9 protein-coding genes are annotated in these 16,034 nt (G+C 60.9%); all 9 read left to right on the forward strand.

All coding sequences use genetic code 11. From position 1 onward, the window contains the following. Positions 1–228: 228 nt before the first annotated feature. The 9 genes from serS (at position 229) to HZB23_11190 (ending at position 16,002) form a co-directional block, all read left to right on the forward strand. Entirely contained in the window at positions 229–1,503 is a 1,275-nt protein-coding gene (gene serS / locus HZB23_11150) for a serine--tRNA ligase (protein ID MBI5845212.1), read from the forward strand. Continuing rightward, complete coding sequence (gene thrC, locus HZB23_11155) at positions 1,500–3,008, forward strand: threonine synthase (GenBank protein MBI5845213.1); 1,509 nt, start codon at positions 1,500–1,502, stop codon at positions 3,006–3,008. The genes serS and thrC overlap by 4 nt, the downstream gene beginning before the upstream one ends. Continuing rightward, positions 2,938–6,345, forward strand: coding sequence for a LysM peptidoglycan-binding domain-containing protein (locus HZB23_11160; GenBank protein ID MBI5845214.1), 3,408 nt, complete (start codon positions 2,938–2,940; stop codon positions 6,343–6,345). The genes thrC and HZB23_11160 overlap by 71 nt, the downstream gene beginning before the upstream one ends. An 84-nt stretch (positions 6,346–6,429) precedes the next feature. Next, a complete protein-coding gene (locus HZB23_11165) occupies positions 6,430–7,224 on the forward strand; it encodes a tetratricopeptide repeat protein (protein ID MBI5845215.1) in 795 nt (264 codons plus the stop codon). A gap of 270 nt (positions 7,225–7,494) precedes the next feature. Continuing rightward, positions 7,495–8,013 (forward strand): GspH/FimT family pseudopilin, encoded by a 519-nt coding sequence (locus HZB23_11170; protein ID MBI5845216.1) that lies wholly within the window; start codon positions 7,495–7,497, stop codon positions 8,011–8,013. A 1-nt stretch (position 8,014) separates the two neighbouring features. Beyond that, positions 8,015–8,659, forward strand: coding sequence for a prepilin-type N-terminal cleavage/methylation domain-containing protein (locus HZB23_11175; protein ID MBI5845217.1), 645 nt, complete (start codon positions 8,015–8,017; stop codon positions 8,657–8,659). Then, entirely contained in the window at positions 8,646–9,062 is a 417-nt protein-coding gene (locus tag HZB23_11180; protein ID MBI5845218.1) for a prepilin-type N-terminal cleavage/methylation domain-containing protein, read from the forward strand. The genes HZB23_11175 and HZB23_11180 overlap by 14 nt, the downstream gene beginning before the upstream one ends. Beyond that, positions 9,063–9,581, forward strand: a complete 519-nt coding sequence (locus HZB23_11185) for a hypothetical protein (protein ID MBI5845219.1) — start codon at positions 9,063–9,065, stop codon at positions 9,579–9,581. It begins immediately after the preceding gene. Between the two features lie 418 nt (positions 9,582–9,999). Beyond that, the gene (locus tag HZB23_11190) at positions 10,000–16,002 is read left to right on the forward strand and encodes a hypothetical protein (GenBank protein ID MBI5845220.1); all 6,003 of its coding nucleotides are present in this window, start codon (positions 10,000–10,002) and stop codon (positions 16,000–16,002) included. Positions 16,003–16,034: the final 32 nt, after the last annotated feature.

Here is a 16,034-nt window from a genome sequence, read left to right on the forward strand (position 1 = left end):
GAGAGGAAAGCCCCTGGGAGCGCGGGCGTCCCGCCGGCATCGGCGGCAAAAGCGGGCGGGACGCCCGCGCTCCCGGAGGTAAGCCGCCTGCCGCCGACTGCCGCCCGCCGACCAAGCGTAATCATTGACGAAAATTCCCGCAGATGATAATGTTTGAGGTTGGTGGCCTCGTGGCCGCCCTTTTCCCGTCACGCGAAACAATAATTCGACTTAAATTCAGGACACGTCATGCTAGATCTGAAGCTGGTCCGGCAAAACCCGGACCTTGTTCAAAAAGCCCTGGAAAACCGGGGAAACAAGGGAAACCTGGAATCCTTCCTGGCCGCTGAGGAAAAACGGCGCGGGCTCCTGGCCCAGGTGGAGGATCTGCGCAACCAGCGCAACACCGCCTCCCAGACAATCGGAAAGATAATGAAATCCGGCGGCGACGCCAGGGACCTCCGGGAGCGCATGGCCGGGGTCTCCGATAAAATTAAGGAACTCGAAGCCGAGCTTGCGCCAGCCGAAGAGGCCGTGAGTTCAGCCCTTCTGGGGATTCCCAACATCCCCCACGAGTCGGTGCCGGTTGGGCTTGACGAGCGCGACAACCCGGAGCGCCACAAGTGGGGAACTCCGCGCAGTTTCGACTTTACCCCCAAGGCCCATCATGAAATCGGCGAAGACCTTAAAATCCTCGATTTCGAGCGGGCCGCGAAAATCGCCGGGGCGAGATTCCCTCTCTATTTTGGCGACGGCGCGCGCCTGGAGCGGGCCATAGTCTCCTTCATGCTGGACGTTCACACGGGTAAGCACGGCTACCTTGAGGCCCTTCCGCCGCTTCTGGTAAACTCCGCCTCCATGACCGGCACCGGGCAGCTTCCCAAGTTCGAGGAGGACCTCTTTAAGATCGCCAATTGGGACCTTTATCTCATCCCCACCGCCGAGGTGCCCGTAACCAACATCCACAGGGGGGAGGTCCTTAACGAGGCCGACCTTCCCATAAAATACGCGGCATACACGCCCTGTTTCCGCAGCGAGGCCGGCTCCTACGGCAAGGATACCAAGGGGCTCATAAGACAGCACCAGTTCGACAAGGTGGAGATGGTGAAGTTCACCACCCCGGAGACAAGCTGGGACGAGCTTGAAAGCCTCCTTGAAAACGCCGAAACCATTTTACGGCTCCTGGAACTCCCGTACCGGGTCATCACCCTGTGCACCGGCGACATGGGCTGTTCCTCCGCCAAGACCTACGACATCGAGGTGTGGTTCCCGGCCCAGAACTGCTATCGGGAGATTTCCTCCTGCTCCAATTTCACTGATTACCAGGCCCGCCGGGCCGACATCAGGTTTCGGCGGCCCGGAAAAAAAGGCACGGAGCTTGTCCACACCCTGAATGGCTCCGGGCTTGCGGTTGGGCGGACCTTCGCGGCCATTCTGGAAAACTGCCAGAACGAGGATGGCTCGGTCACCATACCCGTTGCCCTCAGGCAATACATGGGAGGAAAGGAGGTCATAGCGAGATGAGGATTGACGATTTTCCAAAAGACATCGCAGACCGCCTGATTCCGGCCCCGTCGGGCGGCATGGTTTACCGCTGCCTTTCATGCGAAAAGCTCCACGGAATAAACGAACTTCTCTATACCTGCCCCTCCTGCGGCGGGGTGCTTTTACTTGAAGACGCCGATTTTTCGCGCCTGAAAGCCACCCCCTCCAAAACCTGGAGGCGGATTTTCGATTTTCGCCGGATGCTGAACATTCCGGCATTAAAGGGCATCTATCGCTATCACGAGCTTATCGGCCCGGTGATCCCGCTCGATTCCGTGGTGTACCTGGGCGAGGGCCACACTCCCCTCGTCGAGGCCGCCCCTGTGTTGCAACAGGAATCGGGGATGCGCTTCTTCTACAAGAACGACGGCCAGAACCCGTCGGCCTCCTTCAAGGACCGGGGCATGGCCTCGGCTGTCAGCTACATCAATTATCTTCTCCGGTCGGGCCAGGCGGAGGAAATCCTGGCAGTCTGCGCTTCAACCGGAGACACGTCGGCGTCTGCGGCTCTCTACGCCAGCTTCCTGAACCCGAAAGTAAAGTCCGCCGTGCTTCTGCCCCACGGCAAGGTGACCCCGGAGCAGCTTTCCCAGCCCCTTGGCAGCGGGGCCAGGGTTTTCGAGATTCCGGGCGTATTCGACGATTGCATGAAGGTGGTGGAGCGGCTCGCCGAAACCTATCAGGTGGCGCTTCTGAATTCCAAGAACGCCTGGCGGATATTGGGCCAGGAGTCCTATTCATACGAAGTGGCCCAGGATTTTGACTGGGACGTAAAAGACCTCGCGGTGTTCGTGCCCATCGGAAACGCGGGCAACATAACCGCCGTAATGGCGGGCTTCCTTAAATTCCACGAGCTTGGCATCATCGAAACCCTGCCGAAGATTGTGGGGGTCCAGAGCCACCACGCCGACCCGGTTTTCCGCTATTACTCCGAGCCCGACCCGGCCCGCCGGAAATTCGCGCCGGTAACGGTACAGCCTTCGGCGGCCCAGGCCGCAATGATAGGGAATCCCGTTTCCATGCCACGGGTGATCAGGCTCGCAAACGCTTATAACGAGCGTTCGGGCCTTGAAAACGTGAAGGTGGTCCAGGTGACCGAACAGCAGATAATGGACGGGATGCTCACGGTGAACCGTCGCGGCCACGTGGCCTGCACCCAGGGCGGCGAGTGCTACGCCGGAATGCTTGCGGCCCTCGAAAAGGGCGTGGTGACGGACGCCGAAACCGCCATTCTTGACGCCACGGCCCACGCCATAAAGTTTTCGGCGTTCCAGAGCATGTATTTTTCGGACTCCTTTCCGCCCGAATTCGGAGTGGTTCCGAAGCCGGAGCTTCAAAATCACCCGGAACTGGTTCACCCCGCCGATCTTGCGGAAGTGCCCGCTCCGGGCAAGCCCCTTTCGGGGGATGCCCTTGACCAATTCATTTCAAAAACCACCAGGGACGTCGCCAAGGCCCTCAAGCTGGGAAAAAGGGCGGGATAAGCGCCGGGCGCTTCCTCCATCCTTTCCCGGCGACCCCGCCGTAAAGGCCGAACTGCGCCATAAGGGCGGCGTGAGGGCGCTCCTGCCCCCAAAGGGCTTTTTCCGCTTTTTGGGGCCGACGGCCCTGGCCCTGGTTTTTTTCCTCGCGCTCCAGTCCCTGCCGTTTAATGCGGCCAGGGCCATGACCTATCGCCGGTTTTCCCTTTACAAAGAAGGCGGGGTGGAGGTCCTGTGCGACACCTACACCGTGGCCCCCGGCGATTTCGTGCTGGAAATCATGCGCCTTAAAGGCCAGATAGCCTACCGTGAATTTCGGGAGTTCATGGCCATTTTCCGCCGCTTGAATCCCCACGTCACGGAATTGAGCCGCATTTATCCCGGCCAGACCATCGTGGTCCCCCTCAAAAAGGCCCCTGTCGGCACTTTTTCCGCCGACGCCAAGGGCTTCGTGACCCTGCCCTTCGCCTCTGTTTCAGGGGCCGGGGAGCCAAGCCAGCCGCCGCCCAGGGAGGCGGCGCGTGCGGTGAAGGTGCGGCGCGGGGACTCGGTTTCATCCATGATAGCCGGAAGGTTCGGGCCCGTGGGCTCGGAGGGCTACCGAAAGGGCGTGGACAGGTTCAGGGAATTGAACCCGTCGGTGACGGACCTGAACTTCATCTACGCCGGAGAGGTGGTCTTTTTTCCGGGAGGGGAAGAACAAGCCGCAGGTTCGGATGCAGGCCTTGACGCCTCGGAACCTGCGGTCGAAGGGCCGGATGAAGGGGAGGGGGCCACGGCCACCGTAAAACCCGGCGACACGGTGGCCAAAATGGTGGCCCCCGTTTACGGCAAGCCCGGCTCGGCGGGATACCGGAAGGGCCTTGCGGAATTCCGCCGGGCTAATCCGCATATTTCGGACGTGAACAGGATATTTCCCGGAGACGTGGTGAGGATTCCGCAGTCGAAGCCGGAAAAGGGAGAGCCGGAGAAGCCGGTTCCTTCCGCCACATCCAGGCCCCTGGCCCCCAAAAGCGAGCCTCCCGCCGAAAACCCCAAAAGCCTTGCGGCAAAGGCCGCTCCGGCCCAGGTGACTGCGACCCAGGCCAGGGCCGAGGCCGCGCCCCTTACCTCGCCGGTGGCGGCGGGGAAGGCCGAACCTCAGCCCGCCCCCAGTCCCGCGCCGCCTCCTGTTCCGTCGCTGGCTCCCGCCCTTGGGGCGGCAGAGCCCGCGCCGCCCGGTCTCGGTAAGCTGTCCCCGGCCCTGGGCTCCGCCGATTCTGCTCCGCCGACGCTTTCCCGGCTGTCCCCGGCCCTTGAAGCCGCCGATCCTGCGCCTCCGTCGTTATCCCGGCTCTCCGGCCTGCCTGAGAAGGCCGAAAAGCCTGCTCCGGCCAAGGCTGCCGCCGAGGCCCCCAGGTCCGCGCCGGTGGTTCCAGCGCCTGCGCCAGCGGCCAAGCCTGACGCGCCTCCAAGGGCCGCAGCCAAGGCCCCGGCTGAGACGCTTCCACCGTCCCGTCCTTCTCCGCCTCAGGTGCCGTCGCTGGCTCCCGCCCTTGGGGCGGCGGAGCCCGCGCCCCCGGTTCTCGGCAAGCTGTCCCCGGCCCTGGGCTCCGCCGATTCGGCCCCGCCGGAGCTTTCCCGGCTGTCCCCGGCGCTCGGAACCGCCGAGCCTGCGCCTCCGTCGTTATCCCGGCTCTCCGGCCTGCCTGAGAAAGCCGCAACTCCGATTTCCGCCAAGGCAGCTGTCGAGGCCCCCAAGCCCGCGCCGGTGGCCTCAGCGCCTGCCGTAAAGGCGAGCCCGCCCCCGAAAGCCGCGCCCAGGGAAAAGGCGTCGCAGCTTCCACCGTCCCGCAGAGCGCCACCGGTTCTCGGTCGTCTGTCCCCGGCCCTCGGCTCCGCCGATTCGGCTCCGCCGACGCTGGCCCGTCTGTCCCCGGCGCTCGGAACCGCCGATCCCGCGCCGCCGTCGCTTTCCCGGCTCTCCGGTCTGCCGGAGGAGGCCGAAAGGCCCTCGCCCGTTCCTGGCGCGACCCAGGCCCAGAAGCCAGCGTCAGCAGTTTCCGGGCAGTCTGCGGCGGTGAAGCCCGCATCGGTTCCAAAAGCCGCGCCCAGGGCCGTGATTCCGCCCCAGGCGACCCGCGAGCCCGTCGCAGTTCAGGCTCGCCCGGCGCAGGCTCCGGTTCAGCCGACCCCGGGGGGCGGGGCAGGGTCGGCCAAAAAGCCGGTCCAGCCGCCTCCTGCGGTGAAGCCCCCGGAACCCGTGAAGCCTCCTCCGGCCCCGCCAAAACCCGCGCCCGCCAAAAAGCCGGAGCTGGTGGCCGGGCAGGGCAAGGCCCGCCACCCGGAACTTGCGGGACTTCTGAAGCCCCTTGGCGTCACTTTCCTGGATTCCGGGGAATACCGGTTTCCGGGGCCGGGGGACGCCGAGTTCAGGCTGGACCTTGGCCGTAACCCTGTAGCCGAGCTTCCGGGAGGCAAAAGGCTGGTGCTCTGCCGGGGCGAGGCCCTTTCCGCCTCCGAGCGCACGGCGGTTCTTTCCCACTGGCGCAACGCCGGAATCGTCACCCTGGGCGGAAACGCCACGGCCAAGGCTATTTTTGGGGCGGTGCTGGAAGGGGCGGAGATCGACTCGTTAAAGGAAACGGTTTTTTCCGACGGCGGGGCCACGGTCACGGTGAGGGGGGATTTCGTGATTCCCCTGGGCCGGGGAGCCGGTTTCGAGGTCATCACCTGGCTTTCCCCGCCCTCGGCCCGCACCCGCCCGGCATTCGTGAAATACCTGGAAAGCCGGAAATACCACGTCCGGGAAACCGGGGTTCCTGCGGTAAGGTCAGGGGACTCCAAGGGCGGGCGTTCCGGGACCTCGGTGGTTTTTTCCGAGGGCGAAAGGCGTGAGCTGGCGGCCAGCCTGCTTCCAGCAGCGGGGGTGCGCTACGCCAAAGACGTTCCGGTCTCCTTTTCCTATGCCGGTTTCGACGTCACCATAAACGCGGACATGGCCAAGTGCGCCGACGGCAAGGAATACATTCTGGACTACGGCTCAATTTACGGGGACACTGAAAAGGAACTGGCCCGGATGGGCCTTTCGGTGATTTCCCTGGGAAAGCAGGGCAGCCTGGATTCCATGATGGAGGCCCTGTGGAGGAACCTTGCCCTGGAATACCGCAGAAACCCGGTTTTTTCAGCGGCGGACAGGAGCCGGGAGCCTGTTTCGACCCTTGCCGTGTCCGGGCATTTCGCGGTTCTTCCGGGCGGCGCGTCCGTACTGGTCACCCGGTTCGATCCGTCCAAAGCCCTGGACGAATTCCTGAAAGACAAGGGGGTTACGGTTTTCGTGGTGACATCGTCAGGGCTTTAGAGCTTATCCATTTCGGGCCTTGCCGGTCCGGCGAGCCGCAAAATGCCACATGTATTTCCCATGCAGAAACGGAGTCGAGCAAAAATGGAAAAATCCTTACCTGTAAAAACGTCCTTCATCCCCATCGGGGTTCTTGTTCTTGCGGCCTTGCTCATGGCGAGCCTCGCCCCGGCCTTCGCGGGCCAGCCCACCGGAGTGGAAAAAGAGCAGGCCCTGGTTCTGCGAAGGCTGGCCGAGGCCTTCATGTCCGAGGGCCGGTACCGTCAGGCCCTGAGCGAGCTTCAGAAAAGCCAGAAAATAGACGACACCAACGCGGAACTCCATTTCGATCTGGGCACGGTTTACCTTTGCCTTTCCCAGCCGGACAAGGCTGTCGCCTCTTTCAAACGCGCCCTTGCCATAAATCCCGACTATTCGGTGGCGAAAAACAGCCTTGGAGCGTCCCTCATGGCCGTGGGCCGCTACGACGAGGCCATACCGGTCCTGGAGGATTTGAGCGAAAACCTGATCTACGCAACCCCTCAGTTTCCTCTCCTGAACCTGGGCTTCATATATTTCAACAAGAAACAGTACGACAAGGCCCTTGCTTACTACAAAAGGGCCACCGAGGCGTCCCCCGGTTTCGCCCAGGCCTGGCGCGGCCTTGGCCGGGTTTACGCGGTCACCGGGCGTTTGGCCGAATCCCTGGAAGCCTATGAAAAGGCCGTGCAGGCGGCCCCGTATTTCGCCCTTGCCTTTCTTGAAATGGGCGATGTGCATGAAACAGCCGGTCACGGCGAGGAGGCTGTTTCGGCGTGGAAGCGGGCCCTGGAACTTTCCCAGGGGACGGACCTTGCCGGGGATGTGAAAAAACGCCTTTCCAGGTACGCGGTTCCCTGACGATAACATACGGAAAAAGCGCTGAAAACCTGTAGGCGGCTTGCGATGAACCCAGGCTCGCGGCGGGGAGAGGAACGGCTGCGTCCAAAAAATGTGAAATATTTCACTAATCCGGTATGAAACACCTAATTGCCCTCTTTTACTCATCCCTGTAGATTGGGCTTGAATGGCTCTTAGTGTACTTAAAAAGGTTCTTGCGCCAAGAGCACAAAGGCCTTATTATGGAGTAAAGGGGAAAAATCCCCCAAGGCCGATATTCAGGAGCGGACAATGGCAAAACCGGAAACCACAGGCTCCGTCTCTTTCGCAGGAAGGCGCGACGGAGGCTTCACCATTATCGAGTTGATAATGGTGATGGCCATGATGATCATTCTGGCCACGATCAGCTTTGCGGGAATACGCCAGGTCATCCCGCGCTGGCGGCTGAACAACGCCGCGCGAACGGTCAGGGCCGACCTTCTGGACGCCAAGAGCCGCGCCGCCCGCGACATGCGCGAGGTGCGGGTCCGCTTCGCCACAGCAGACAATTACCTCATAGAGCGGGGCAATGCCAGGGCGGCCTCCACTGCATGGGTTCCGGCCGTCACCAGGGGCGAGATAGCGTCCAGGAACTTTTCCGTGGATTACGCCGGCGTGTCAACGGTGATGGCGTCCACCGAAAGCCCGGTGATTTTCAGGCCCAACGGAACCATCGACCCGGCAAACGGCAACATTTCCATAACCATCACCAACGGCGAGCAGCAGCGGGCCCTGGAAGTGTCAATGTCCGGGCGAATAAGGATACTCTGAAATGAAGCGCTTCTCCATATATAAGGGCCGTGACAAAGGCGTCACCATGGTGGAGCTTCTGATCTACATCGCCCTCATGGGCATCACCTCCACAGCCCTTTACTCGGTGCTCATAGGCAACATAAAGGCCCATGACTCCATAGAGACCACCTTGGTCATGAACCAGGACGTTCGCGGGGCCATGAACCTCATGGTGCGCGAGATTCGGCAGGCGGGCCTAAGCCCCAAGGAGATCGCCGGAATCGGTTTTCAGCAGGACGCGGACGACCGCTTCGACACCGACGCCAACTCCTTTCACTTCACGGCGGACATCAACAACAACGCCGCCATCGGCGGGTCGGGCGAGGACGTCTGCTATTACATCGAAAACGATCCGGGAACGAACTCCGACGCCCTGTGGCGGCGCACCGACTACGGCAACGCCGGGGCCCTGACCCCCCAGATGGTTATTCCCTACGTCACCAACTGGCAGGTGCAGTACCTGGCCCAGGACGGCGCTACCGCAGTTGCCGCGCCGAACGGAACCAACGTATTTTTCGTGGATATAACGCTTCAGGCCCAGACCAGCAAAAACGATGCCCTTACCGGCAACGTGAAGACCCAGACCATGCAAACCCGCGTGAGGGTGAGAAATGCAGGCCTTTGATTCCATAAAGCGATTCGCCCGCAGAAGCCGTGGCGCTGACGGAGGATTCTCCCTGGTGGAGGTCCTCATAGCCATGTCCATACTCTCGGTGGGCCTTCTGGCCCTTGCCCAGATGCAGATTACGGCAATGCAGATGAACCGGGCCAATTTGAACCGTGCCGAGGCGGAAATAATCGCCCAGGAACGGATGGAAAACGTCATAAACGCCACCTGGCCAAATGTCGGGGGGCTGGCGGGAACCTTCCCTCTGCTGCGCAACAGCATAACCTACAACGTGACAACCACCGTGGGAGCCATCGTCAACCTCACCCGCCCCGTGCAAGTGAGGGTCACCTACAACGACGGCAAAGACAGGGCCGTCACATTCAACACGACAAAGAGCCAGGCGGAGGATCCCGTGTAAATGGAAACTTATCGCCATATTAATATGCGCGGGCGGGACAAAGGTTCCGTCACGGTGCTTTCGCTTCTGGTCCTGGTGATCCTCACCCTTCTGGGCATAGGCGTTCTCACATCCTCGTCCTCCGACACCCGTTCGGCCCAGAACGAGAACGTCTACCGGCGGAACTTTTCCAGGGCCGAGGCTGCTGTGCGCGGCGGGATGCAGGCCCTTCAGGACGAAATCACGGCGGACCCAAGCGGCCCCAACCTGCGCGACTACACCTTTCCGGGGCTCGTAAAGGCCACCACCCAGGGGGTCCTGCCCGACCCCACGGACCCGGCCCAGTGGACAACGGCGGCTTCCGTGCAGGTGATAGACTCCGAGTGCCGCTACCGGATAGTGGAAACCAGGATCGACGGCTCCCTTGACGCCACCGCAACCCAGGTTCGCTCCTACGTGGTGTTCGGGCGCTCCAACCAGTTGAACGGCGAGGCCGTAATCAGGGTCGGATATCGAGTCAGGCTCCAACCAGCCGTCTAGTCGCCTGTATAAAAACGCGATCTGCTGTGTCAGGCTTCTCAGGCCGGCGCGTCGCGTACCTTGGGGTACGCGTCCTTCCCGCCCTGCTCGCCTTCCTTGCAGCTCATCGTTTTTATCCAGGCTCTGATCTCGCCGCCTGAAAAAGGAAAAAGAGCAACGGCTGTGGTCCTTGTTTTATCAAGGCTCTGATCCAGCCGCCTGAGAGAAAAAAGAAGAAGAGGGTTGGGCGGCACTTTGTTCTTATCAAGGCTCTGATTCAGCCGCCTGAAAAAAGAAAAAAAAGCACGGCGGGTGGTTCCATTGCGGTGCGGGTTCACCCGGCAGGCGGAAGGTTTTGCAGAAGGGCAGTAAAGCGGCGGAAGGCCGCAAGCGCTTTCATGAATTAAGACGTATTGCCAATCAACAAAAGGTGGCTGCCATGGACCAGACGAATTCCACTCACCGGTTAAATCAAAGGCGTTCCGGCGGAGGGTTTAGCCGGAAATTAGCGGTTTTCTTCTGCGTCCTGGCCCTTTTCGGGCTGGCATTCTCAAGCGCGGCCATTGCGGCCAACCGGGTCAGTTACAGGGTTGACTTCCCGTCCGGCACATCATCAAGCGCCCGGTGGAAACTGGTCAGCACGGGCGGCGGCGGCTGCGCCTACGACTCCGGCTGGAAAGCCGACCTTGTAACCGTCAACCGCTATACAAGCCTCACGTGCACCTACGAAATCCAGTACAACACCCTTTCGGGCTACTGCTCGCCACCCACCAGCGCGCCGTTCATAGGTATTCCCGCAAATGAAAAAGCCACGGTAACCATAACCTCGCCCGCCTATACAAGCTCGGCGGTCAAGTTCACGATGACCCTTCTGCCCGCAGGGGCTGTCTCGGCAGGCGTCCGGTACAGGGTTGTGCGCGGCGGAACCTGCGACGCGGAAACCTCGGCCTGGACCGCCTCCGGCAGCACGGTCACCATGAGCAACATCTGCGAGACCTGTAATTATTCGGTGGAGTTCCTGTCCGCAGGCTCTTATTGTGCGCCTGCCACCATCAACCTTGGCGCCCTGGCGCCCCAATCGGCCACCCGGACAATTCCGACAGTCACATTTACCGGCAGCACAAAGAATTTCTCCCTCACCATTCCGTCAGCCCCCACCGGAGCCCAGTGGCGGATAGTGAGGCAGGCCGGAACCTGCACAGCCTGGACATCCGGCTGGGCCAATTCCGGGGCAACCATCAGCGACACGACCTCAGGCTGCAACGTCTGCTCTTACGCGGTGGAATTTACCACCATACCCGGCTACGACACGCCCGCAGGCTTTACTGGGGCCTACGGGCCGGGAACCCACAGTCTCGGATCATTCCCCTACGTGGTGAACATGGTTAAGTTCACCGCCACGCTCTTACCTGCGGAAGTGAACAGCGCAGGGGCCATGTTCAGGATCAAGAGGCTGGTGACGGGACCCTGCTCCGGGATAACCTCCGACTGGACCGCTTCGGGCGGAACCGTTCTGTTCGCCGACGCCACGGGTGCAAGCGGCCCCTGCGAGTACGTGATAGAGTTCCTCGACATTCCGGTTTACACCGAGCCTTTGTCCACATCGGGGATATTCGCGCCCTCGGCCACCACCTACAACCTGGGAAATTTCACCTATCTGCCGCCCTCCGGACCGTTCTGCGATGATTTCAACGGAAGCATGAACCCGACCTGGATGTGGACGGACAAGACCGCCGACCTTGCAAACCCCGCAAGCTACACCATGACCAACGGCAACACGGCGGTCAAAATCAGGGCCAGGGGAACCAGCTTTTTCACCACCAGCAACAAGTTTGCGGCCCTTTTCAACAACGACGTTTCGGGCAATTTCGAGGCGGTTGTCAAGATCACCGAAAACAACCGCACCTACGAGTTCGGCAAGGCGGGCATATCGGCCCGCAACAACATGGCCAGCGTTTCCGGCGGATACGCCTGGACGGGCGTGGTGGATGACCACGGTTTCGGAATATATTGGGACTCCAACGGCGACGGAACCCTGGATTCCAACCAGGTGACAGAAGGCGCGGTTACCTACCCGGTGTGGATAAAGCTGCGCAAGGTGGGCTCGCAGTTCACGGGCTTTTACTCCAACGACGGCACCACCTATAGACAGACAGGCCCCACCGTAACCGCAGGCGGCGTGGCAACAACCCAGGACATAGGCCTTCTGGTCTGCAGTTACGACTCCGGCGAATACAAGGAGGTGGAGTGGGACGATTACTGCGTCACCACCCCCACAACCACCGTGAATTTCACCTGCCACATACTGCCCACGGCGATCCAGCCCGATGCGAGATGGCGGCTCTACAATATCGACACGGCATCCTACCAGACCGCCTGGACCGCCACTGACGTGGTGATGGCAATTCCGCCGGGAGCCCACTACAATATAGAGTGGAGCCTGGTGGACGGCTGGACCTCGCCCGCCAACCAGAACAACGTGGAGATACCCGCAGACCTCGGCTGCACCACCTCATGCACCGTAACCGGCACCTACGAGCAGATACTGGTCTCCACCACCACCACCACAAGCACCACCACCACCACCAGCACAACGACCCTTCCCACCACCACGTCATCAACAACGGCTGAGGCCGTGCTCTGCATCGATCTTGCGGACAGGCCCCTGGAAGCCCAGATGAACGCGGCGGCGGCCAACATCATGTTCGTTCTGGACGACTCCGGCTCCATGGACTGGCAGTTCATGACCACGGAAAGCCAGGGCATGTTCGAGAGCAAGTATTATATCTGGGCCATGGCCGACGATGCCTATTCGGGCAATCTTCTCACCGACAAGGGCAAGTGGAAGAGCCAGTGGAGCGGCTACAACAGGCTTTATTACGAGCCCGCCACCGATTACGAGCCCTGGCCCAACTACACTAACGCCAGCACCACCACCACACTTTCCTACCCCAACGACGCTTCTTCGGGAAGCTTGAACCCGATGGCGATTTACCAGACGGTCAGCCTTGGATGGGTTGTGGATGACGGAGACGCCGGGTTCACAAAGGGCGGAATTGGCAACTTCAGGAGCTCTACTTCCGGCAGTCCGTGGCAGGGGGATTATTTTTACTCGAACACCACATCTCCCACTTACGGAACGCAATGGGCCCGGTGGACCCCCACGGGGCTTCCGGCAGGCGCTTACAACATATACGCATATTGGGTTGCGGGTACCACCAATCGAACTGCCAACGCGGTTTACACCATAAACTGCATTGGCGGCGATTACACCACCAAGCCCTATAACCAGAATTCAAACGGCGGAACCTGGGTTAAGTTCGAGACCCTGGAAGGCGGAGGCGTATACAATTTCGACGGCACCAGCGGCTATGTTCAGCTCGACAACAATTTCACGAACACCACAAACACTGTGGCATCCTTCGACGCCGTGAAGTTTGTGCCTGTCGGGTCGAATCCCACAGTGGATGTAAGGAACGCCCACTATTACATGTGGAGCTATGAGAACAACACACCCTACCTTGTGAACTTTGAAGACGGCGTAATCAAATATTACAGGTTCGGAATAAACAGCGCCATAAGGGTGGAGGAGGGGGGCGTAATCGAAGACACATCCCCGCCCGATGACGTGATAGCCAAGGACGCTGCGGGCAACCCGATGAGCTACGCGGACGCCCTGCAGAACTGGTGCAACTGGTTCACCTTCTACCGCAGGCGCGTGCTCACGGCCAAAGCGGCTGTGGCCCGCACCCTGGTGGAACTCCAGGGCGTGAACGTGGGTTTCTACAGCATCTGGGGCAGGCTCATAAAGCCCGTTCAGCCGGTGAAGGTGAAGGTGAGCGGAATAATGACCGACAACACCGGCGCGCTTCTCACGGCCCTTTACAGCACCAACAGCACAACCGGCTACTACGCTTCGGGCAGTACGCCGCTAAGAACGGCGCTCAACACGGTTGGAAAGTATTACACCCAGGGCCAGGCAACTTCCATAGGCTCCTGGCCCTATGCCAACGCGGACGCGGGCGGGGCCTGCCAGCAGTCCTTCACCGTGCTCATGTCGGACGGTTTTTGGAACGACTCCTTCGCATCCGTTGGCAATGTGGATGACGACGGCACGGATTTTTCCGGAATGGCTCCTTATAAGGACACCTGGAGCGACACCCTGGCGGACGTGGCAATGAAGTACTACGCCTACGACCTTTCCAACACCCTGGAAAACCTGGTGCCCACCAATTTCCAGGACAAGGCCACCCACCAGCACATGGTGACCTACACCGTGGCCTTCGGCCTCTACGGAACCCTGAACCCGGACAATTACGACCTCACCAATACGGATGAAGGCCTGCGTGTTTATCCCTCCTGGCCCCAGCCCACCGCAGATTCACAGGCGGCGGTTGACGACATGTGGCACGCGGCGGTGAACGGCAGGGGCAGGTTCCTTTCGGCGAGAAGCACGGCGGAGCTTGTGGACTCCCTTTTGGGCATCGCCCAGAACATCGTAAGCCGCATAGGTTCCGGCGCATCGGTCTCCATCAACGGCGAGGAACTCTATGCGGGCACCATCCTGTTCCAGTCCTCCTACTCGGCGGATACCTGGACCGGTGATGTCAAGAGTTACCACGTGGATGAATCCTCAGGCGCGGTCCTTGTCGAATCGCCGGTCTGGAGCGCCGCCACCGAGCTTGAGGACGACAACTGGGACACCGACCGCAAGATAATAACCTACAACGGCTTCAACGGAATTCCGTTCCGGCATTCCAGCCTTACCTCGCTTCAGAAGACTCAGCTTCACCCCACGGACACGGCCCGCCAGGAAGCCATAGTCAAGTATATACGCGGCTACCAGGGCGATGAAGTCACCAATCCGGGCGGAACATTAAGGGGGCGCACGAAGAAGCTGGGCGACATAGTGCATTCCGCGCCGCTTTTCGTGAACAACATGCTTCTGGCGGGCGGCAACGACGGCATGGTCCACTGCTTCGACGCAGACACCGGGCGGGAAATCTTCGGCTACGTGCCCAACGCGGTGTTCAACAACCTGTCGCTTCTGCCCCTGACCAACTACGTCCATATGTATTACATCGACATGCCCTTTGCCCAGAACACGGTGAATGGCCGTAATATGGTGGCCGGAGCCCTGGGCAAGGGCGGCAAGTCCATATTCCTTCTGGATGTCACCGACGCCAGGGGAGTTGCAACGGAAAGCGCGGCAACCAGCATCGTCAAGTGGGAATACCCCAGCGCCACAACACCCACCGCCGAAATCAGCGGCCTGGGCTACACCTTCAGCAAGGCCTTCGTGGTGAAGACCCACGCGGGATGGGGCGTCATTTTCGGCAACGGCTACTCTTCCTCCGAGCAGAAGGCCAAGCTCTACGTGGTGAAGGTGTCGGACGGCACCATCATGAAGGTGATAGACACGGGGGTGGCTACCTGTAACGGCCTCTCCACGCCGGTTCCGGTGGATTTCGACGGCGACGGCACGGTGGATTACGCCTTTGCAGGCGATCTCAAGGGAAACCTGTGGAAGTTCGATCTCACCTCGTCCTCGCCGGCATCCTGGACCGTGGCCTACAAGGCCGGTACAACGCCCAAACCCCTTTTCACCAACGCCGGCACGGACGGCCTGCCCCAGCCCATCACCACCCGGCCCGACGCCATGCTTCACTGCAAGGACGGCGTACCCGGAATGATAGTGTGCTTCGGAACGGGCAAATACATAGGCGACGTGGATTACGCCGACAGCCGCACCCAGACCATATACGGAGTGTGGGACTACGGCGACGACGCGGATGATGCGGAATACCTGGGAACCTTCAACAGGGGCACCCTAGGGCTTTCCAACCAGCCGACCACCGTAACCCTGGTAAGGCAGGAGGTCGCCGCCACGGTAACTTCCGGCGGGCGCACGGCCCTTGTGCTCACGGCAAGGAATCCGGTATGGACCGTCCAGGACGACGCAACTCCGGGCCAGAACGGCAATCCTTCCTCCCTCACGGCCAACAACGCCGGCTGGTTCTTCGATCTGCCCGGCTCCCGCGAACGTGTGGTGCGCGATCCGGCCATACGCAACAACAAGTTCACGGTGATTTCAGCCATTCCCAGCAACTCGGCCTGCTCCGGCGGTGGTTCCTCGACCCTGTACGAGATGGATCCCTGCACCGGGGGACGGACCCAGAAGCCCAAGCGGCCCACCTTTGACGTCAACAACGACGGACTGGTGAACGAAGGCGATTATGTCGTGATCACCGACCCGGATACCGGCCAGTCAACGACAGCTGATGTCACCGGACTGGTTTACAACGGCCTCCTTTTCCCGCCGTCGGTGCTCCGTGACGGCGACCTCGAACGCCTCTACATGGGAACCGCAGGCGGCACCATCGAGGCCCAGGCCGAATCCACGGCAAGGTTCGGCTTCTTCTACTGGCTGGAAGTCCAATAGGTTCAATTCCCGCCCGGACCAGTGGGTTCGGG

The sequence above is a fragment of the Deltaproteobacteria bacterium genome (assembly GCA_016235345.1).
Taxonomy (GTDB): Bacteria; Desulfobacterota; Desulfobacteria; order Desulfobacterales; family Desulfatibacillaceae; genus JACRLG01.

Bases quoted from the DNA above. Each gene is read 5' to 3' on its own strand.
- serS (MBI5845212.1), top strand. From the start codon at position 229: ATGCTAGATCTGAAGCTGGTCCGGCAAAACCCGGACCTTGTTCAAAAA.
- HZB23_11190 (MBI5845220.1), top strand. From the start codon at position 10,000: ATGGACCAGACGAATTCCACTCACCGGTTAAATCAAAGGCGTTCCGGC.
- HZB23_11185 (MBI5845219.1), top strand. From the start codon at position 9,063: ATGGAAACTTATCGCCATATTAATATGCGCGGGCGGGACAAAGGTTCC.
- HZB23_11165 (MBI5845215.1), top strand. From the start codon at position 6,430: ATGGAAAAATCCTTACCTGTAAAAACGTCCTTCATCCCCATCGGGGTT.
- HZB23_11170 (MBI5845216.1), top strand. From the start codon at position 7,495: ATGGCAAAACCGGAAACCACAGGCTCCGTCTCTTTCGCAGGAAGGCGC.
- HZB23_11175 (MBI5845217.1), top strand. From the start codon at position 8,015: ATGAAGCGCTTCTCCATATATAAGGGCCGTGACAAAGGCGTCACCATG.
- thrC (MBI5845213.1), top strand. From the start codon at position 1,500: ATGAGGATTGACGATTTTCCAAAAGACATCGCAGACCGCCTGATTCCG.
- HZB23_11180 (MBI5845218.1), top strand. From the start codon at position 8,646: ATGCAGGCCTTTGATTCCATAAAGCGATTCGCCCGCAGAAGCCGTGGC.